This window comes from Citrobacter freundii complex sp. 2024EL-00216 (assembly GCF_043945515.1).
Classification (GTDB): domain Bacteria; phylum Pseudomonadota; class Gammaproteobacteria; order Enterobacterales; family Enterobacteriaceae; genus Citrobacter; species Citrobacter portucalensis.
In genome coordinates this window covers 65,320-85,174 of record NZ_JBIMRA010000001.1, presented here as the reverse complement: position 1 = coordinate 85,174, position 19,855 = coordinate 65,320, and the positions used below count along the sequence as shown (strand labels likewise).

At 53.1% G+C, this 19,855-nt stretch carries 15 protein-coding genes; 13 read left to right on the top strand and 2 right to left on the bottom strand.

Annotation, left to right across the window (positions count from 1 at the left end; translation table 11 throughout):
• The first annotated feature begins 33 nt into the window (after nt 1–33).
• From msbA to ACHHZ7_RS00390, 6 genes are all read left to right on the top strand, one after another.
• Nucleotides 34–1,782 carry a lipid A ABC transporter ATP-binding protein/permease MsbA gene (gene msbA / locus ACHHZ7_RS00415; protein ID WP_060682470.1) on the top strand — a complete coding sequence of 583 codons (1,749 nt, stop codon included), beginning with the start codon at nt 34–36 and terminating at the stop codon, nt 1,780–1,782.
• Nucleotides 1,779–2,756 (top strand): tetraacyldisaccharide 4'-kinase, encoded by a 978-nt coding sequence (gene lpxK, locus ACHHZ7_RS00410; RefSeq protein ID WP_060682469.1) that lies wholly within the window; start codon nt 1,779–1,781, stop codon nt 2,754–2,756. Before msbA ends, lpxK begins: the two co-directional genes overlap by 4 nt.
• A 41-nt stretch (nt 2,757–2,797) precedes the next feature.
• On the top strand, nt 2,798–4,030 hold the full coding sequence (locus ACHHZ7_RS00405; protein WP_060682468.1) for a winged helix-turn-helix domain-containing protein: 1,233 nt from the start codon (nt 2,798–2,800) through the stop codon (nt 4,028–4,030).
• A 51-nt stretch (nt 4,031–4,081) separates the two neighbouring features.
• Nucleotides 4,082–4,264 (top strand): protein YcaR, encoded by a 183-nt coding sequence (gene ycaR / locus ACHHZ7_RS00400; protein WP_003035793.1) that lies wholly within the window; start codon nt 4,082–4,084, stop codon nt 4,262–4,264.
• Nucleotides 4,261–5,007, top strand: a complete 747-nt coding sequence (gene kdsB / locus ACHHZ7_RS00395; RefSeq protein ID WP_003831932.1) for a 3-deoxy-manno-octulosonate cytidylyltransferase — start codon at nt 4,261–4,263, stop codon at nt 5,005–5,007. The genes ycaR and kdsB overlap by 4 nt, the downstream gene beginning before the upstream one ends.
• 166 nt (nt 5,008–5,173) lie before the next feature.
• The gene (locus ACHHZ7_RS00390; RefSeq protein WP_003831934.1) at nt 5,174–6,067 is read left to right on the top strand and encodes a YcbJ family phosphotransferase; all 894 of its coding nucleotides are present in this window, start codon (nt 5,174–5,176) and stop codon (nt 6,065–6,067) included.
• 93 nt (nt 6,068–6,160) lie between these two features.
• On the opposite strand, the gene elyC is transcribed toward ACHHZ7_RS00390, so the two are convergent.
• Entirely contained in the window at nt 6,161–6,925 is a 765-nt protein-coding gene (elyC, locus tag ACHHZ7_RS00385; protein ID WP_060682467.1) for an envelope biogenesis factor ElyC, read from the bottom strand.
• A gap of 135 nt (nt 6,926–7,060) precedes the next feature.
• On the opposite strand from elyC, the gene cmoM reads away from it, so the two are divergent.
• The 7 genes from cmoM (at nt 7,061) to ACHHZ7_RS00350 (ending at nt 18,465) form a co-directional block, all read left to right on the top strand.
• Nucleotides 7,061–7,864, top strand: coding sequence for a tRNA uridine 5-oxyacetic acid(34) methyltransferase CmoM (gene cmoM, locus ACHHZ7_RS00380; protein ID WP_003035803.1), 804 nt, complete (start codon nt 7,061–7,063; stop codon nt 7,862–7,864).
• The gene (gene mukF / locus ACHHZ7_RS00375; protein ID WP_057067096.1) at nt 7,857–9,179 is read left to right on the top strand and encodes a chromosome partition protein MukF; all 1,323 of its coding nucleotides are present in this window, start codon (nt 7,857–7,859) and stop codon (nt 9,177–9,179) included. Before cmoM ends, mukF begins: the two co-directional genes overlap by 8 nt.
• The gene (gene mukE, locus ACHHZ7_RS00370; RefSeq protein ID WP_003035809.1) at nt 9,160–9,864 is read left to right on the top strand and encodes a chromosome partition protein MukE; all 705 of its coding nucleotides are present in this window, start codon (nt 9,160–9,162) and stop codon (nt 9,862–9,864) included. The genes mukF and mukE overlap by 20 nt, the downstream gene beginning before the upstream one ends.
• Nucleotides 9,864–14,324, top strand: coding sequence for a chromosome partition protein MukB (mukB, locus tag ACHHZ7_RS00365; RefSeq protein ID WP_060682466.1), 4,461 nt, complete (start codon nt 9,864–9,866; stop codon nt 14,322–14,324). The genes mukE and mukB overlap by 1 nt, the downstream gene beginning before the upstream one ends.
• Nucleotides 14,325–15,311: 987 nt before the next feature.
• On the top strand, nt 15,312–17,063 hold the full coding sequence (gene ldtD / locus ACHHZ7_RS00360; protein WP_060682465.1) for a L,D-transpeptidase: 1,752 nt from the start codon (nt 15,312–15,314) through the stop codon (nt 17,061–17,063).
• A 177-nt stretch (nt 17,064–17,240) separates the two neighbouring features.
• Complete coding sequence (locus ACHHZ7_RS00355) at nt 17,241–17,789, top strand: YcbK family protein (RefSeq protein ID WP_003831948.1); 549 nt, start codon at nt 17,241–17,243, stop codon at nt 17,787–17,789.
• A gap of 28 nt (nt 17,790–17,817) precedes the next feature.
• Nucleotides 17,818–18,465 carry an MBL fold metallo-hydrolase gene (locus ACHHZ7_RS00350; RefSeq protein ID WP_003831949.1) on the top strand — a complete coding sequence of 216 codons (648 nt, stop codon included), beginning with the start codon at nt 17,818–17,820 and terminating at the stop codon, nt 18,463–18,465.
• 53 nt (nt 18,466–18,518) lie between these two features.
• Here ACHHZ7_RS00350 and aspC read toward each other — a convergent pair whose 3' ends face one another.
• Nucleotides 18,519–19,709 carry an aspartate transaminase gene (gene aspC, locus ACHHZ7_RS00345; protein ID WP_003831950.1) on the bottom strand — a complete coding sequence of 397 codons (1,191 nt, stop codon included), beginning with the start codon at nt 19,707–19,709 and terminating at the stop codon, nt 18,519–18,521.
• Nucleotides 19,710–19,855: the final 146 nt, after the last annotated feature.

Sequence of the window (19,855 nt, the reverse complement as noted above, 5' to 3'; positions counted from 1 at the left end):
ATGCGGCTATTCTAACAAATGCTGGTTTTTTGAATGCATAACGATAAAGATCTCTCTACGTGGCAGACGTTTCGCCGACTATGGCCAACCATAGCGCCTTTTAAATCGGGTCTGATCGTGGCGGGTATAGCGTTAGTCCTTAACGCGGCCAGCGATACCTTCATGTTATCGCTCCTTAAACCATTACTGGATGATGGTTTTGGTAAAACGGATCGCTCGGTGCTGCTGTGGATGCCGCTGGTGGTCATTGGGCTGATGATAGTTCGTGGCTTAACCAGCTATGTCTCCAGCTACTGTATCTCATGGGTGTCAGGCAAAGTGGTCATGACCATGCGCCGCCGCCTGTTTGGTCATATGATGGGCATGCCCGTCTCCTTTTTTGATAAACAGTCTACAGGGACATTGTTATCACGTATTACCTATGATTCAGAACAGGTTGCGTCATCGTCTTCCGGCGCGCTGATCACCGTGGTACGTGAAGGGGCCTCAATCATTGGCCTGTTTATCATGATGTTCTATTACAGCTGGCAGCTGTCGCTGATCCTGATTGTACTGGCGCCAATTGTGTCAGTGGCAATCCGTGTGGTTTCCAAGCGCTTTCGTAGCATCAGTAAAAACATGCAAAACACCATGGGGCAGGTTACGACCAGTGCGGAGCAGATGCTGAAAGGCCATAAAGAAGTTCTGATTTTTGGTGGTCAGGAAGTTGAAACCAAGCGCTTTGATAATGTCAGCAACAAGATGCGTTTGCAGGGCATGAAGATGGTTTCTGCTTCTTCTATCTCCGACCCTATCATCCAGCTGATTGCGTCTTTGGCACTGGCCTTCGTGTTGTATGCGGCCAGCTTCCCAAGCGTAATGGAAAACCTGACAGCAGGTACAATTACGGTTGTCTTCTCCTCAATGATCGCATTAATGCGTCCGTTGAAATCTCTGACCAACGTCAACGCGCAGTTCCAGCGCGGTATGGCGGCATGCCAGACCTTATTTACGATTCTGGATAGCGAACAGGAGAAAGATGAAGGTAAACGTGTGATCGATCGTGCTACCGGCGATCTCGAGTTCCGCAACGTGACTTTCACTTATCCGGGACGTGAAGTACCGGCTCTGCGTAACATCAACCTGAATATTCCAGCGGGTAAAACCGTTGCTCTGGTTGGCCGTTCGGGCTCAGGGAAATCCACTCTCGCCAGCCTGATTACGCGCTTCTACGATGTTGATGAAGGGCAGATTCTGATGGACGGACACGATCTGCGCGAATATACCCTGTCATCACTGCGCGATCAGGTTGCGTTGGTTTCGCAGAATGTGCACTTGTTTAACGATACGGTTGCCAACAATATCGCCTACGCGCGTACCGATATGTACAGCCGTGAGCAGATCGAAAAAGCGGCACAGATGGCCTACGCTATGGATTTCATCAACAAGATGGACAATGGCCTGGATACGGTGATTGGTGAAAACGGCGTCCTGCTTTCCGGCGGACAACGTCAGCGTATCGCTATCGCCCGTGCCTTGTTGCGTGACAGCCCAATTCTGATCCTTGATGAAGCAACATCGGCTCTTGATACTGAATCTGAACGCGCGATTCAGTCTGCGCTGGATGAGCTACAGAAAAACCGTACTTCTCTGGTCATTGCTCACCGTCTTTCAACCATTGAACAAGCCGACGAAATCATCGTGGTGGAGGATGGTCTGATTGTCGAACGCGGAACCCATAGCGAGCTGATTGAGCAGCGCGGGGTGTATGCGCAATTACACAAAATGCAATTTGGTCAATGATCGCACGTATCTGGTCTGGTGAATCGCCGCTGTGGCGATTGTTACTTCCACTCTCCTGGCTGTATGGCCTGGTGAGTGGCGCGATCCGCTTATGCTACAAGTTGGGGCTTAAACGCGCATGGCGCGCGCCAGTCCCGGTAGTGGTGGTCGGAAACCTTACTGCGGGCGGAAACGGTAAAACGCCGGTGGTGATTTGGTTGGTTGAACAACTGCGACAACGCGGGATTCGCGTGGGTGTGGTGTCGCGTGGTTATGGCGGGAAAGCAACTGCTTACCCGCTGTTGCTAACCGCTGATACTACTACCGCAGAAGCGGGCGATGAACCTGTGCTGATCGCCCAACGTACCGGCGTGCCGGTAGCGGTATCCCCGGTAAGATCGGATGCGGTAAAAGCCATTTTGGCCCAACACGACGTGCAGATTATTGTGACGGACGATGGACTACAGCACTATCGTCTGGCGCGAGATGTTGAAATCGTAGTCATTGACGGCGAACGTCGGTTTGGCAACGGCTGGTGGCTTCCCGCTGGTCCAATGCGGGAACGCGCAGGTCGCCTTAAATCGGTGGATGCGACTATTGTTAACGGTGGCGTTGCGCAACCAGGGGAAATCCTTATGCGACTTGAACCGGGGCTGGCCGTTAATTTACGTACAGATGAACGCCGTGATGTGGCGCAATTGTCCAATATTGTCGCCATGGCGGGCATTGGTCATCCACCGCGTTTTTTTGCCACGCTGAAAGCATGTGGTGCCAGTGTGCAAAAAAGCATTGCGCTGGCAGACCATCAGTCTCTGACCTACAGTGACGTCAGTGCGTTTGTAGGGGCCGGGCAAACGCTGGTCATGACGGAAAAAGATGCGGTTAAGTGCCGGGCATTTGCCGATGAAAACTGGTGGTATTTACCTGTTGATGCACATTTGTCAGGCGATCGGCCTGGTGTATTGCTGAATAGCTTAATCTCGCTGACTCGCTAACTGATTCACGCTGCGGCAGCGAATCATTTATGAGGCCATAAATGTCGTTGCCGCGCCTTTCTCTGACGGATGCCCGTCATCTTCACCATGCTGCTCAAGGTCTGCTGAAAAAAACACGCCGCCGGGCAACCCCGGCAGATATTCTCGCGACCATTTCGCGCATGTCGTTACTGCAAATCGACACCATCAATATTGTGGCGCGCAGTCCTTACCTGGTGCTGTTTAGTCGTTTAGGCGATTATTCCCCCCAATGGCTGGACGACTCGTTACAGCAGGGCGAACTGATGGAATACTGGGCGCACGAGGCCTGTTTTTTGCCGCGCAGCGATTTTATGCTGATACGTCACCGCATGCTGGCCCCGGAGAATATGGGCTGGAAATATAAAGCGGCGTGGATGAAAGAACATGCGCATGAGATTGAGCAACTGCTCCAGCACATCCAGCATAACGGGCCGGTACGCTCAGCTGATTTTGAGCATCCACGCAAAGGGACCAGCGGCTGGTGGGAATGGAAACCGCAGAAGCGTCATCTTGAAGGGTTGTTTACCGCCGGGAAAGTGATGGTCGTGGAACGGCGTAATTTCCAGCGAGTGTATGATTTAACCCATCGCGTCATGCCGCACTGGGACGATGAACGCGACCCACTTTCGCAGGAAGATGCGGAAAGTGTCATGCTGGATAACAGCGCCCGCAGTCTGGGGATTTTCCGCGAACAATGGCTGGCAGACTACTACCGCCTGAAGCGCCCGGCGCTAAAAAACTGGTGCAACGAACGGGCGGAACAGCGGCAGATTATTCCTGTCGACGTTGAGGGGCTAGGAGCCTTGTGGCTGCATAGCCACCTTCAGCCGCTGCTTGAACAGGCGCTGGCGGGCAAATTAACGGCGACCCACAGTGCAGTATTATCACCTTTTGATCCAGTGGTCTGGGATCGTAAACGGGCAGAGCAGCTATTCGATTTTAGCTATCGGCTGGAGTGTTACACGCCAGCACCGAAACGTCAGTATGGTTATTTTGTCTTGCCGTTGCTGCATCGTGGACAGTTGGTTGGGCGGATGGATGCCAAAATGCACCGCAAAACAGGTGTGCTGGACGTTATTTCGCTGTGGTTACAGGATGGGGTTAAGCCTGGAGTGACGTTGCAAAAAGGATTGATTCAGGCGATTGACGATTTTGCCCGCTGGCAACAGGCAACACGCGTGACGCTGGGACGTTATCCTGAAGGTTTATTTGCTGATGCACGCCATGGTTGGGAAATAGACCCAGCCCTTTAAGCGATTATGTTAATATTTACGGATTCACAATCCGGTCCATCTGGAGGAACTATGGATCATCGTCTGCTTGAAATCATTGCCTGCCCGGTATGCAATGGCAAACTCTGGTTTAACCAGGAAAAACAGGAACTGATTTGTAAACTGGATAACCTTGCTTTCCCACTGCGTGATGGCATTCCCGTGTTACTGGAAACCGAAGCCCGCGTTCTGACTGCTGATGAGAGTAAATCATGAGTTTTGTGGTCATTATTCCTGCGCGCTATGCGTCCACACGTCTGCCTGGTAAGCCGTTGCTGGATATCAACGGTAAACCGATGATCGTGCATGTACTGGAGCGTGCGCGTGAATCTGGCGCTGAACGTATCATCGTTGCTACCGATCACGAGGATGTCGCTCGCGCGGTAGAAGCGGTGGGTGGCGAAGTGTGCATGACTCGCGCCGATCACCAGTCTGGTACGGAGCGCCTGGCGGAAGTCGTCGAGAAATGTGGTTTTAGCGATGATACCGTTATTGTGAACGTACAGGGTGATGAGCCGATGATTCCTGCGGTCATTATTCGCCAGGTGGCTGAGAATCTGGCGCAACGTCAGGTCGGTATGGCGACTCTTGCGGCTCCGATTCACAGTGCGGAAGAGGCATTTAATCCGAATGCGGTAAAAGTCGTGTTGGACGCTGAAGGATATGCTCTCTATTTTTCACGCGCGACCATCCCATGGGATCGCGATCGTTTCGCCAAAAGTCTGGAAACGGTGGGGGACACCTTCCTGCGCCATCTGGGCATTTACGGCTATCGCGCCGGTTTTATTCGCCGCTATGTTAACTGGCAGCCTAGCCCGCTTGAGCATATCGAAATGCTGGAGCAGCTGCGAGTGCTGTGGTACGGCGAAAAAATTCACGTTGCCGTCGCAAAAGAAGTCCCGGGTACCGGCGTAGACACTGCCGAAGATCTTGAGCGCGTTCGCGCCGAAATGCATTAGTTTTTCTCACGGCACTCCCCCCCATATTGAGGCGTATTTTTGGGAGGAGTGTCGTATCGTTGCGCTTTCCCTCCACTTTTCTTTTCATCAATTGATCTCATCCGGGTGACATCTGTCTGCACGACGCTCATTATGAAAGCAGTAGCATTTATGAGGGCAATCTGAAATGGAACAGTTGCGTGCCGAACTCAGCCACCTGCTGGGCGAAAAACTCAGTCGCATAGAATGCGTGAATGAAAAAGTGGATACGGCCCTGTGGTCACTGTACGACAGCCAGGGAAATCCGATGCCGCTGATGGCGAGAAGTTTCACCACGCCAGGTATGGCGCAGCAGCTGGCATGGAAAACCTCCATGTTGGCGCGCAGTGGTACGGTGCGAATGCCCGTCATTTATGGGGTCTTAACCCACGAGGAGCATCCCGGTCCCGATGTGCTACTGCTTGAGCGTTTACGTGGCGTGCCGGTGGAAGCGCCAGCCCGAACGCCCGAACGCTGGGAACATTTAAAAGATCAGATCGTAGAAGGTCTGCTGTCATGGCATCGGCAGGATAGCCGTGGCTGCGTGGGAATGGTGGATAACACGCAAGAGAATATCTGGCCATCCTGGTATCGTCAGCGTGTTGAAGTGTTGTGGACCACGTTAAATCAGTTCAACAATACCGGGCTGACGATGCAGGATAAGCGGATCCTGTTTCGTACCCGTGAGTGTTTGCCCGCTTTATTTGAAGGATTCAATGATAACTGCGTGCTGATCCACGGTAATTTTAGTTTACGTAGCATGCTCAAAGACGCCCGTAGCGATCAGCTTCTGGCCATGGTCGGACCGGGTTTGATGCTGTGGGCGCCCAGAGAGTATGAATTGTTCCGTTTAATGGATAATGCGCTGGCGGAAAGTCTGCTTTGGCAATACCTGCAACGCGCGCCCGTGGCGGAGTCCTTCATCTGGCGGCGCTGGCTGTATGTGTTATGGGATGAGGTGGCGCAACTGGTCAACACCGGACGTTTTAATCGATCTAACTTTGACCTGGCCACGAAATCACTGCTGCCGTGGCTCGCCTGATGAACATGTGAACGCCTTATCCGGCCTACAATTCTGCGCTGAACACGTAGGCCTGATAAGACGCGTTAGTGTCGCTATCAGGCAACATTACTGTCAATGTTCCGACCCCTTTAGCCACTGCCAGATACGCCCCAACGTTTCGTAACCAGCACGATCGCTATGCATCAACCAGACGGGAGAGGGGATCGCGCGCTCCCACGGATTAAGCGGTGAATCAATCGCTAACTGGTTGGCTGGCGCGGGCAACGGATGTAGTCCGGCCTGTTGGAAGAAAATCATTGCTCGCGGTAAGTGCGATGCGGAGGTCACCAGCAGGAACGGCGCGCTGCCGATGGCCTGCTTAACCGCTGCGGCTTCTTCTTCGGTGTCTTTAGGTTTATCCAGCGTGATGATATCACCGGGTGGCACACCCAGTGACTGCGCTACGCGGGCGCCCGCTTCTGCAGTACTGACGTTATTGCTCTTTGCCGCAGCACCGGTAAAGATAAGCTTCGATCCCGGGTTAGCACGCCAGAGGCGAATACCTTCATTCAGACGCGGAAGACTGTTGCTGATCAGGTTTGAACTCGGCGCCCACTGTGGATTCCAGGTATACCCTCCGCCCAGCACCACAATGTATTCCACTTTTTGTGTATCCTGCCAGGTTGGATAGCTATCCTCAATCGGTTTCAGCAGACTGTCGGCGACGGGCTGCAAGCTTAGAAGTAACAGTGCCAGCCAGCTCAGGCTAATGCACACTTTCCCTGTTTTTTGAAAGCGGCTAAACCAGAGCAGCGCCAGGCCTATGCCCATGATAATGAGCATTAGCGGAAGTGGCAGCATCATACCGCCAATCACTTTCTTCAGCGTAAAAAGCATCCTTTTTGGTTCCTTTTTTAACCATACAGCAGGGGATCAGCAGGGATATTACACCAGGAAGGTTCATTCTCGGCGTGGGTGTGACAAAATAGCGGTTTTACTTAGTCACCCTAAAGCCAGCATGTGGAGAGCCCGATGCGGGATCGCAATTTTGATGACATTGCAGAGAAGTTTTCCCGTAACATTTACGGCACCACCAAAGGTCAGCTTCGTCAGACGATCCTCTGGCAGGATCTGGACAAACTTCTTGCCGACTACGCGGGCCAAACGTTGCGTGTGCTTGATGCGGGTGGCGGAGAAGGGCAGACAGCCATTCTGATGGCGCAGCGGGGCCATCACGTCACCTTGTGCGATCTTTCTGCTGAGATGGTGGCGCGAGCGCAACGGGCGGCAGAAGAGCAAGGTGTGAGCGACAACATGCATTTTATACATTGTGCCGCTCAGGACATCCCACAGCATTTGGATTCTCAGGTTGATCTGATATTGTTTCATGCTGTGCTGGAATGGGTGGCCGATCCGCAAGCCGTCTTAAAAACATTGTGGTCGATGTTACGCCCGGGCGGTGCTTTATCGCTGATGTTCTACAATGCAAACGGTCTGTTGATGCGTAATGTGTTGGTCGGTAATTTCGGCTATGTACAGCAGGGAATGTATAAAAAGAAACGGCGCACGTTGTCTCCCGATTTTCCGCGCGACCCTCAGCAGGTCTATGGCTGGCTGGAGGAGATTGGCTGGGAGATAACCGGTAAAACGGGCGTGAGGGTGTTTCATGATTATCTGCGTGATAAACAAAAACAGCATGACTGTTTTGATGCTTTAACAGAAATAGAAACACGTTATTGCCGCCAGGAACCGTATATCAGCCTTGGGCGCTATATTCATGTCACCGCGATTAAACGTCCGGCCCGAGCCGCAGATGCAAGGATAACCTATGAGTGAATTTTCCCAGACAGTCCCCGAACTGGTTGCCTGGGCCAGAAAAAATGACTTCTCCATCTCTCTGCCGGTAGACAGACTTTCGTTCCTGCTGGCGATCGCCACGTTGAACGGTGAGCGACTTGACGGTGAGATGAGTGAAGGTGAACTGGTGGATGCGTTCCGCCATGTGAGTGATGCGTTTGAGCAAACCAGCGAAACCATCGGCGTCCGCGCCAACAACGCGATCAACGATATGGTGCGTCAACGTCTGCTGAACCGCTTTACCAGCGAGCAGGCTGAAGGCAACGCCATTTACCGTTTAACGCCGCTCGGGATTGGCATCACAGATTACTATATTCGTCAGCGCGAATTCTCTACGCTGCGTCTTTCTATGCAGCTGTCAATTGTGGCAGGCGAACTGAAGCGCGCGGCGGATGCGGCAGCGGAAGGTGGTGATGAGTTCCACTGGCATCGCAACGTCTATGCGCCATTGAAATACTCGGTGGCGGAGATTTTCGACAGTATCGATCTGACCCAGCGCATCATGGATGAACAGCAGCAGCAGGTAAAAGACGACATCGCACAGTTGCTAAACAAAGACTGGCGGGCGGCGATTTCCAGCTGTGAAATGCTGCTGTCTGAAACATCTGGTACGCTGCGTGAACTGCAAGATACGCTGGAAGCGGCAGGGGATAAGCTGCAGGCTAACCTGTTACGCATCCAGGACGCCACGATGACGCATGACGATTTGCATTTTGTCGATCGGCTGGTGTTTGATTTACAAAGCAAGCTCGACCGCATTATTAGCTGGGGCCAGCAGTCCATTGACTTGTGGATCGGCTACGATCGTCACGTGCATAAATTTATCCGTACCGCGATCGACATGGATAAAAACCGCGTCTTCGCCCAGCGTCTGCGTCAGTCCGTGCAGACCTACTTTGACGACCCATGGGCGCTGACCTATGCCAACGCCGATCGTCTGCTGGATATGCGTGACGAGGAGATGGTGCTGCGTGACGAAGAGGTCACCGGTGAACTTCCGGAAGACCTGGAATATGAAGAATTTAACGAGATCCGTGAGCAGCTGGCGGCGATCATCGAAGAACAGCTGGCTATCTACAAATCCAGACAAACACCACTGGATCTCGGTTTGGTAGTGCGCGAGTATCTGGCGCAATACCCACGTGCGCGTCATTTCGACGTCGCGCGTATTGTTATCGATCAGGCGGTACGCCTTGGCGTAGCGCAAGCAGACTTCACCGGACTGCCAGCCAAATGGCAGCCGATTAATGATTACGGAGCCAAGGTACAGGCGCATGTCATTGACAAATATTGAACAAGTGATGCCGGTAAAGCTGGCGCAGGCGCTGGCGAATCCGTTATTTCCGGCACTGGATAGTGCCTTACGTTCGGGCCGCCATATCGGTCTGGATGAACTGGATAATCATGCCTTCCTGATGGATTTTCAGGAATATTTTGAAGAGTTTTACAGCCGCTATAACGTGGAATTGATCCGTGCGCCGGAAGGGTTCTTCTACCTTCGTCCGCGTTCAACGACGCTCATTCCGCGTTCGGTCCTGTCAGAACTGGACATGATGGTGGGTAAAATTCTTTGCTATCTCTATCTCAGCCCGGAACGCCTGGCGAACGAAGGGATTTTTACCCAGCAAGAGCTGTACGACGAGCTGCTAACGCTGGCAGATGAAGCGAAGTTACTGAAGCTGGTGAACAACCGTTCAACCGGTTCTGACGTTGACCGCCAGAAGCTACAGGAAAAAGTGCGTTCTTCGCTCAACCGCTTGCGCCGCTTAGGCATGGTGTGGTTTCTGGGCCACGACAGCAGCAAATTCCGTATTACGGAATCTGTCTTCCGCTTTGGCGCGGATGTGCGTAGCGGTGACGATCCGCGTGAAGCACAGCGTCGCTTAATTCGTGATGGTGAAGCGATGGCGGTCGAGAACCGTCTGCAGCTCAACGATGAGCCCGAAGAGAATCAGCCGGACAGTGGAGAAGAAGAATAATGATTGAACGCGGTAAATTTCGCTCACTTACGCTGATTAACTGGAATGGTTTTTTTGCCCGTACGTTTGATCTCGATGAGCTGGTCACCACGCTGTCCGGTGGTAACGGTGCGGGTAAATCCACCACCATGGCGGCATTTGTTACGGCGCTCATTCCGGACTTAACCCTGCTGCATTTCCGTAACACCACCGAAGCCGGTGCAACCAGCGGTTCACGTGATAAAGGTCTGCACGGTAAGCTGAAAGCAGGGGTTTGTTATTCAATGCTCGACGTCCTCAACTCGCGTCATCAGCGCGTGGTCGTGGGGGTGCGTCTGCAACAGGTTGCTGGTCGCGATCGCAAAGTGGATATCAAACCGTTTGCCATTCAGGGGCTGCCGATGTCGGTACAGCCAACCCAACTGGTGACGGAAACGCTGAACGAACGCCAGGCGCGCGTACTGTCTCTACCTGAGCTGAAAGAGAAGCTTGATGAGATGGAAGGCGTGCAGTTTAAGCAGTTCAACTCAATAACCGATTATCACTCATTGATGTTCGATCTGGGCATCATTGCCCGTCGTCTGCGCTCTGCGTCCGATCGTAGTAAATTCTACCGTCTGATTGAAGCCTCGCTGTACGGCGGGATCTCCAGCGCCATTACCCGTTCACTGCGTGACTACCTGCTGCCGGAAAACAGCGGCGTACGTAAAGCGTTCCAGGATATGGAAGCCGCGCTGCGTGAAAATCGTATGACGCTGGAAGCGATTCGCGTAACCCAGTCTGACCGCGACCTGTTTAAGCATTTAATCAGTGAAGCGACCAACTATGTGGCCGCAGATTATATGCGCCACGCCAATGAACGTCGCATCCATCTGGATAAAGCACTGGAATATCGTCGTGAACTGTATACCTCGCGCAAGCAGCTGGCGGCAGAGCAGTACAAACACGTGGATATGGCGCGTGAACTGGGTGAACACAACGGTGCGGAAGGCGATCTGGAAGCTGATTACCAGGCCGCGAGCGATCACCTGAATCTGGTGCAAACCGCGCTGCGTCAGCAGGAAAAAATTGAACGCTACGAGGCGGATCTCGAAGAATTGCAGGTCCGTCTTGAAGAACAAAACGAGGTGGTCGCGGAAGCCGTTGACCGCCAGGATGAAAACGAAGCCCGCGCAGAAGCCGCTGAGCTGGAAGTGGATGAGCTGAAAAGCCAGCTTGCAGATTACCAGCAAGCGCTGGACGTCCAGCAAACGCGAGCCATCCAGTATACTCAGGCGATCCAGGCCCTAAACCGGGCGAAAGAACTCTGCCACTTACCGGACCTGACAGCCGACAGCGCCGCCGAATGGCTGGAGACTTTCCAGGCCAAAGAGCAGGAAGCCACTGAAAAACTGCTGACGCTTGAACAAAAAATGAGCGTGGCGCAAACCGCGCATAGCCAGTTCGAACAGGCTTATCAGCTGGTGGCGGCTATCAACGGCCCGCTGGCGCGCGGTGAAGCCTGGAGCGTGGCGCGTGAACTGCTGCGCGAAGGCGTGGAACAGCGCCACCTGGCAGAACAGGTTCAGCCGTTGCGTATGCGACTGAGCGAACTGGAGCAGCGTCTGCGCGAACAGCAGGATGCCGAGCGTCTGCTGGCCGAATTCTGCAAGCGTCAGGGTAAACAGTTCGATATCGATGAGCTGGAAGCGCTGCACCAGGAGCTGGAAGCGCGCATCGCCGCCTTGTCGGACAGCGTCTCGTCTGCCAGCGAACAGCGTATGACGCTGCGTCAGGAGCAGGAACAACTACAATCCCGTATTCAGCATTTGATGAAGCGGGCACCTGTCTGGCTGGCTGCGCAAAATAGCCTGAATCAGCTTAGCGAGCAGTGTGGCGAAGAGTTTACCTCCAGCCAGGAAGTGACCGAGTATCTGCAACAATTGCTGGAGCGCGAGCGTGAGGCCATTGTTGAGCGTGATGAAGTCGGCGCACGTAAAAATGCAGTTGATGAAGAGATTGAACGTTTAAGTCAGCCGGGCGGGGCGGAAGATCAGCGTCTGAACGCGCTGGCGGAACGCTTTGGCGGCGTACTGCTGTCAGAAATTTATGATGACGTTAGCCTTGAAGATGCACCGTACTTCTCTGCGCTATACGGTCCTTCGCGTCATGCCATTGTGGTACCGGATCTGTCGCTGATTACCGAACAGCTTGAAGGGCTGACGGATTGCCCGGAAGATCTCTATTTCATCGAAGGGGATCCGCAGTCGTTTGATGACAGCGTCTTCAGCGTTGATGAACTGGAAAATGCGGTGGTGGTGAAAACTGCCGAGCGTCAGTGGCGTTATTCTCGCTTCCCGACGGTGCCTATTTTTGGGCGTGCAGCACGTGAAAGCCGTATCGAAACCCTGCATGCCGAGCGTGAAGGGCTGTCTGAACGTTTCGCCACGCTCTCCTTTGACGTCCAGAAAACCCAACGTCTGCATCAGGCGTTCAGTCGCTTTATCGGCAGCCATCTGTCGGTGGCGTTTGAAGCCGATCCAGAAGCGGAAATTCGCCAACTGAATAGCCGTCGTGTTGAACTGGAACGTGCGCTGACCAATCATGAAAATGATAACCAGCAAAGCCGTATGCAGTTTGAACAGGCGAAAGAGGGCGTCTCTGCGCTGAACCGCCTGCTGCCGCGCTTGAATCTGCTGGCAGATGATACGCTAGCCGATCGCGTAGACGAAATTCGCGAGCGTCTGGATGAAGCTCAGGAAGCCGCGCGTTTTGTACAGCAACATGGCAATCAGTTGGCGAAACTGGAACCTATCGTTTCGGTTCTGCAAAATGACCCTGAGCAGTTTGAACAGCTGAAGGAAGACTATGCGTATTCCCAGCAGATGCAGCGCGATGCGCGTCAGCAGGCTTTTGCGCTGACCGAAGTCGTACAGCGTCGGGCGCACTTTAGTTATTCCGACTCAGCCGAAATGCTGAGCGGCAATAGCGATCTGAACGAAAAATTGCGTGAACGCCTGGAACAGGCGGAAGCCGAACGTACCCGCGCTCGTGAAGCGCTGCGCAGCCACGCCGCACAGTTAAGCCAGTACAACCAGGTCATGGCATCGCTGAAAAGCTCTTATGACACCAAAAAAGAGCTGCTTAACGATTTACAACGTGAACTGCAGGATATCGGCGTTCGTGCGGACAGCGGTGCCGAAGAGCGCGCGCGTATTCGCCGTGACGAACTGCATGCGCAGCTCAGCAACAACCGTGCACGCCGCAACCAACTTGAGAAAGCACTGACCTTCTGCGAAGCGGAGATGGAAAACCTGACCCGCAGACTGCGCAAGCTGGAACGTGATTATCATGAAATGCGCGAGCAGGTAGTCACCGCCAAAGCCGGCTGGTGTGCAGTCATGCGGATGGTGAAAGATAACGGTGTGGAACGTCGTCTGCACCGCCGCGAGTTGGCCTATCTTTCCGGTGACGAACTGCGTTCGATGTCGGATAAGGCGCTCGGTGCGCTACGTCTGGCGGTTGCGGATAACGAGCACCTGCGCGATGTGTTGCGTCTGTCTGAAGATCCAAAACGTCCAGAGCGCAAAATTCAGTTCTTCGTCGCGGTTTACCAGCATCTGCGTGAACGTATTCGCCAGGATATTATTCGTACCGATGATCCGGTTGAAGCCATTGAACAGATGGAGATTGAGCTGAGCCGTCTGACGGAAGAGTTAACCTCACGCGAACAGAAGCTGGCGATCAGCTCACGCAGCGTGGCGAACATTATTCGTAAGACCATTCAGCGTGAACAGAACCGTATTCGCATGCTGAACCAGGGGCTGCAAAGCGTGTCGTTTGGCCAGGTCAACAGCGTTCGCCTGAACGTCAATGTGCGTGAAACACATGCTACCTTGCTGGACGTACTTTCAGAGCAGCATGAACAGCATCAGGATTTGTTTAACAGCAACCGCCTGACCTTCTCAGAAGCGCTGGCGAAGCTGTATCAGCGTCTGAATCCGCAGATAGACATGGGGCAACGCACGCCACAAACCATTGGTGAAGAGCTGCTGGATTATCGTAACTATCTGGAAATGGAAGTTGAGGTTAACCGTGGCTCTGACGGCTGGCTGCGTGCTGAGTCTGGTGCGTTGTCAACGGGTGAAGCGATCGGGACCGGGATGTCTATTCTGGTGATGGTGGTGCAAAGCTGGGAAGATGAAGGCCGCAGATTGCGCGGGAAAGATATCTCTCCTTGCCGCCTGCTGTTCCTTGATGAAGCTGCACGACTCGATGCGCGTTCTATTGCGACCTTGTTTGAGCTGTGTGAGCGTTTGCAGATGCAGCTGATTATCGCTGCGCCGGAAAACATCAGCCCAGAGAAAGGCACCACCTACAAACTGGTGCGTAAAGTCTTCCAGAACACCGAACACGTTCACGTGGTGGGGCTGCGCGGATTTGCGCCTCAGTTACCGGAACCACTGCCGGGGACTGAAGATGCCTCCTCGCAGGCAAGCTAAGTAATAAGTAAAAAGGCGGCTACATGGCTAATGCTCATCAGTTAAGCATGTATGATGAACATGTGATTCTTGCTCAGGGTTCCGTTCACCTCAGTGGTGTCATTTCTCTGAAGCGCAGATACCTGTGAACGTGCAAGGGAGGCTCACCGCCACCTCCCTTGCAACCCAGGCTCCCGGCGGGAAAATCGTCGCTGCGCGAGTTATTCGTCTTATGCCGTCTGCCTGTCGGGTCGGGGCCGAGCCTGCATCCATGCAGGCCATCCCCTCTGCCCGCATCCCTGCGGGCAGTCCCGGGCAGACGTCAACGCCTCATCGATTTTCAGCCGGACAGGGGTCATCGCTTCAATGCCCTGACTTTCAGTAAAAGCTGTTTTGCTGTTTAAACAAAAACGCAGATGGTCAGGTGTGGGCTGGTCCGGCTGAAAATTGCCGACGTGTTTCCGTAAGGCCGGGAGAGCCAGCATGGATGCTGGCTCAGGGCGCGCTTTGCAGGGACGCTTCCTCGCGCCCGGCCCGGTAGCCAGGAGGAATAAGCGGAGGGTATTGCGTAGCAACAATTTTCCCGCCGGGAGCCGGGATTGTAAAGGGCGTGGCGGAGAACGCCCTTTACACGTTCACGGGAATCCGTGTTTCAGAGAAACAATGAGCATGAGGTGAACGGAACTCTATTTCCGAGATAGCATGTTCTTTACCTCCGCCAGTTTACTGAAACTGAGGCGCTAACTGACTGGCATTACGGCTACATGGCCGCCTTATCTTTTTCCGAAAAGACTTCATGCCTGGTGTAATTTCTTTAGACTTCTTTACATTAGGTTAGGCAAAAAGTTTTTGATGTTTATATACTAAAGGTGAGCCTAACGCGTCACAGGCTTGCTCGTCATACTTCAGTTTGTATTGGCGTTTTACAGGTCCGACCCTCGTCAGAATAAAGGGGAATACAGACGGCCTGGCTATTCAGAGTATGATAAAGAAAACAGGGGGCAAGGGATGTTGCTTAATAAAATGTGTGGTCGTCGGCTGTCGGCAATCAGTTTGTGCCTGGCCGTAACATTCGCTCCACTGTTCAATGCTCAGGCCGATGAGCCTGAAATGATCCCTGGCGATAGCTCTGCGACCGTCAGTGAACAGCCAACAGCGTTATCGCAGCCGCAGGTTCAATCTTCTGCGACGGCTATCATGGCGGGTATTCAACCGCTGCCAGAAGGCGTGTCTGTCGATAAAGCCCGCGCCGAAATACACTCTCAACTGCCAGCAGGTTATACGCCGGTTTACATGAGCCAGCTGGAACTGCTGTATGCCGCACGCGAAATGAAGCCGATGTGGGAAAATCGTGATGCGGTAAAGGCATTTCAGCAACAGTTAGCCGAGGTCGCAATTGCCGGCTTTCAGCCGCAGTTCACTACCTGGGTTGCACTTCTGACTGACCCGGCAGTAACCGGTCAGGCGAGAGACATCGTGCTCTCTGATGCGATGATGGGGTATCTGCACTTTATCGCTAACATCCCTGTCAAAGGTAATCGCTGGCTTTACAGCGATAAGCCCTATGCGCTAACGACGCCGCCGATTTCCGTCATCAACCAGTGGCAGGTCGCACTGGATAACGGTCAACTGACTTCATTTGTGACCAGCCTTGCGCCTCAACATCCGCAGTATGCAGCCATGCATGAATCACTGCTCAAGCTGGTGGGCGATACACGTCCCTGGCCGCAGCTCATCAGTACAGCAACGCTGCGTCCGGGGGAGTGGAGTAATGACATCCCCGCGCTGCGTGAAATTTTGCGCCGAACCGGGATGCTGGAGCCTGCCGTCAGTACGTCTGGCAAAGAAGGTCGTGGCACCTACGATCGTGAATTGGTTGATGCGGTAAAGCGTTTTCAGACGTGGCAGGGACTTGGCGCAGATGGCGCGATTGGCCCAGCCACACGTGACTGGCTGAACGTGACGCCTGCTCAGCGTGCGGGCGTGCTGGCGTTAAATATTCAGCGCTTGCGCCTGCTGCCGAGTGAGCTGTCTACCGGTATCATGGTGAACATTCCTGCCTATTCGCTGGTTTATTATCAGAATGGCAATCAGGTGCTGGCCTCGCGCGTTATTGTCGGGCGTCCCGATCGTAAAACGCCGATGATGAGCAGCGCGCTGAATAACGTAGTCGTTAACCCGCCGTGGAACGTGCCGCCAACGCTGGCCCGAAAAGATATCCTGCCTAAGGTCTGGAATGATCCGGGGTATCTTGAGCGTCACGGTTATACCGTGTTGCGCGGCTGGAACAGCAAAGAAACGATAGATCCGTGGCAGGTAGACTGGGCTACCATCACTGCCTCCAATCTGCCGTTCCGCTTCCAGCAGGCTCCGGGAGCGCGTAACTCGCTCGGACGCTATAAATTCAACATGCCGAGTTCGGACGCTATTTATCTGCACGACACGCCGAACCACAATCTGTTCCAGAAGGATACGCGGGCATTAAGCTCCGGCTGCGTGCGGGTGAATAAGGCCTCTGAGCTGGCAAATATGCTGCTACAGGATGCGGGCTGGAATGATACGCGCATCTCGGATGCCCTGAAGCAAGGGGATACGCGGTACGTGAATATTCGCCAGAATATCCCGGTCAACCTCTACTATCTGACCGCATTTGTCGGCCCTGATGGGCGCACGCAGTATCGTACAGATATTTACAATTACGATCTGACAGCGCGATCCAGCGCACAAATTGTGTCAAAAGCCGAGCAATTAATCAGATAAATGAAGCAGTTCGAGGAAAATGATTGTCGTAAGTTATGCTGGAAACGGGGCAAAATGGCTGTGAGCCCCGTATTTCCTGGGGGTGGGAGCCTTGACGTGGACTACTTAGCCAGATAAGGTTTCCCGCGTGCGCTAGAGCATACATACGATAACATTGACCTTGTAGACCTTAATACCATGGACAAATTTGACGCTAATCGCCGCAAACTGCTGGCGCTTGGTGGTATTGCCCTCGGCGCTGCCATCTTGCCTACGCCTGCGTTTGCAACACTCTCTACCCCACGTCCGCGTATATTGACTCTGAATAACCTGCATACCGGTGAGTCAATAAAAGCAGAGTTTTTTGATGGCAGGGGCTATATTCAGGACGAATTAGCAAAACTTAACCACTTTTTCCGTGATTTTCGGGCCAATAAAGTGAAATCCATTGACCCGGGACTGTTTGATCAACTCTTCCGTCTGCAGGGCCTGCTGGGCACGCGTAAACCCGTACAGCTGATTTCAGGCTATCGCTCTATCGATACCAATAATGAACTCCGTGCACGTAGCCGTGGTGTGGCCAAGAAAAGCTACCACACTAAAGGTCAGGCCATGGATTTCCATATTGAAGGCATCGCATTAAGTAATATTCGCAAAGCTGCGTTATCTATGCGCGCAGGTGGTGTAGGATACTACCCCAGCAGTAACTTTGTGCATATTGACACCGGCCCTGCACGGCACTGGTGATCCATAAGCTTAATGAAACAGGAGCTGTATGAACTATCGTATTATTCCGGTCACTGCCTTCGCCCAGAACTGCTCGCTAATCTGGTGTGAGCAGACTCGTCTGGCCGCGCTGGTCGATCCCGGCGGCGATGCCGAGAAAATCAAACAGGAAGTGGATGCCAGCGGTCTGACGCTTATGCAGATCCTGCTTACCCATGGTCATCTTGATCACGTAGGCGCGGCGGCTGAACTGGCACAGCATTATGGTGTACCGGTTATTGGCCCGGAAAAAGAAGATGAGTTCTGGTTACAGGGACTCCCTGCTCAGAGCCGCATGTTTGGCCTGGGCGATTGTGAGCCGCTGACGCCCGATCGCTGGTTGAATGAAGGTGACAGGATAAGCGTTGGCAACGTGACGTTACAGGTTCTGCATTGTCCGGGTCATACACCGGGACATGTGGTCTTCTTTGATGAGCAATCAAAGTTACTGATTTCTGGTGACGTGATTTTCAAAGGTGGCGTAGGGCGCAGCGATTTCCCGCGCGGTGATCACAGCCAACTGATCGATTCGATTAAACGTAAACTATTGCCGTTAGGCGATGACGTAACGTTTATTCCGGGGCACGGCCCACTTTCTACGCTGGGTAACGAACGGCTACATAACCCGTTCCTGCAAGATGAAATGCCTGTCTGGTAATTCGTTTAATAAATAAAAAGGCCGCATTTGCGGCCTTTTTTGTGCGCGATAGATTACAGTACTGCAACAATCGCTTCGCACAGCGGCGCCATGTTGTCTGGCGTCATTCCTGCCACGTTTACGCGTCCGGAAGCGACAGCGTAGACACCAAACTCTTCACGCAGACGCAGAACCTGCTCTTTGGTCAGGCCGCTAAACGAGAACATGCCGTTCTGTTTGATGATAAAGCTGAAGTCGCGGTTTGCACCTTTCTCTTGCAACGTATTCACAAACAGTAAACGCATGCGCTGAATGCGCTGGCGCATATCAGTCAGTTCCTGTTCCCAGATGGCACGCAGCGCGTCGTTGCTCAGAATCGTGGCCACTACGGATGCACCGTGTGCTGGTGGGTTGGAATAGTTAGCGCGAATGGCTGATTTCATTTGGCTGAACGCACGGTCAACGGTTTCAGCATCGGCAGCAACCAGCGTACAGGCGCCTACACGCTCATTGTACAGTCCAAAGTTCTTGGAGTAGGAGCTGGCAACGATCAGCTCTTTGTGCAGAGCCGCAAATGCGCGCAGACCTTCTGCATCTTCTTCCAGACCACGGGCAAAGCCCTGGTATGCGAAGTCAAACAGCGGTAACCAACCTTTTTCGACAGACATCTGAGCCAGTGTTTGCCACTGTTCCAGCGTAGGATCGATGCCGGTAGGGTTATGGCAGCAGCCGTGGAATAGCACTACGTCGCCAGCCTGCGCTTCGCTGAGGCTTGCCAGCAGCGCATCAAAATCTAACGAGTGGTTTGCTGCATCGTAATAGTTGTATTCACAAACTTCCAGGCCTGCAGAGTTAAAGACGCTCTTATGGTTCGGCCAGCTTGGATTGCTCACCCATACGCGTTTAGCCGACGTATTTTTTGCCAGGAAATCAGCTGCCACACGCAGTGCACCAGTGCCGCCAGGGGTCTGTGCGGTACGTGCACGCTTATCGTTGATCAGCGAACTTTCTTTACCAAACAGTAATTCCTGAGTGCAGCGACCAAACTCTGGAATACCGTCAATGCCAAGGTAATTTTTGGTGGTTTCATTTTCCAGTATATATTGCTCGGCTTTTTTAACGCTGGTCAGCACCGGCGTTTTGCCTGTCTCATCTTTATATACACCGATCCCGAGGTTTATTTTTCCAGGGCGGTCATCGGCACGAAACAAATCAGCCAGACCCAAAATGGGGTCGGCAGGAGCGGCGGTAATGTTCTCAAACATGACGAGGTTCCATAGTGATTACAGAAGGGAAGTCCGCTATCAGGTTAACGGTAGATTTACAAAATGCCAACCGTTACTGACGAAAAGCTGAGGTGTTTTTTTAAGACGCAAGAATTCGCTAGCAGATATAAAAAAACAGGACCGAA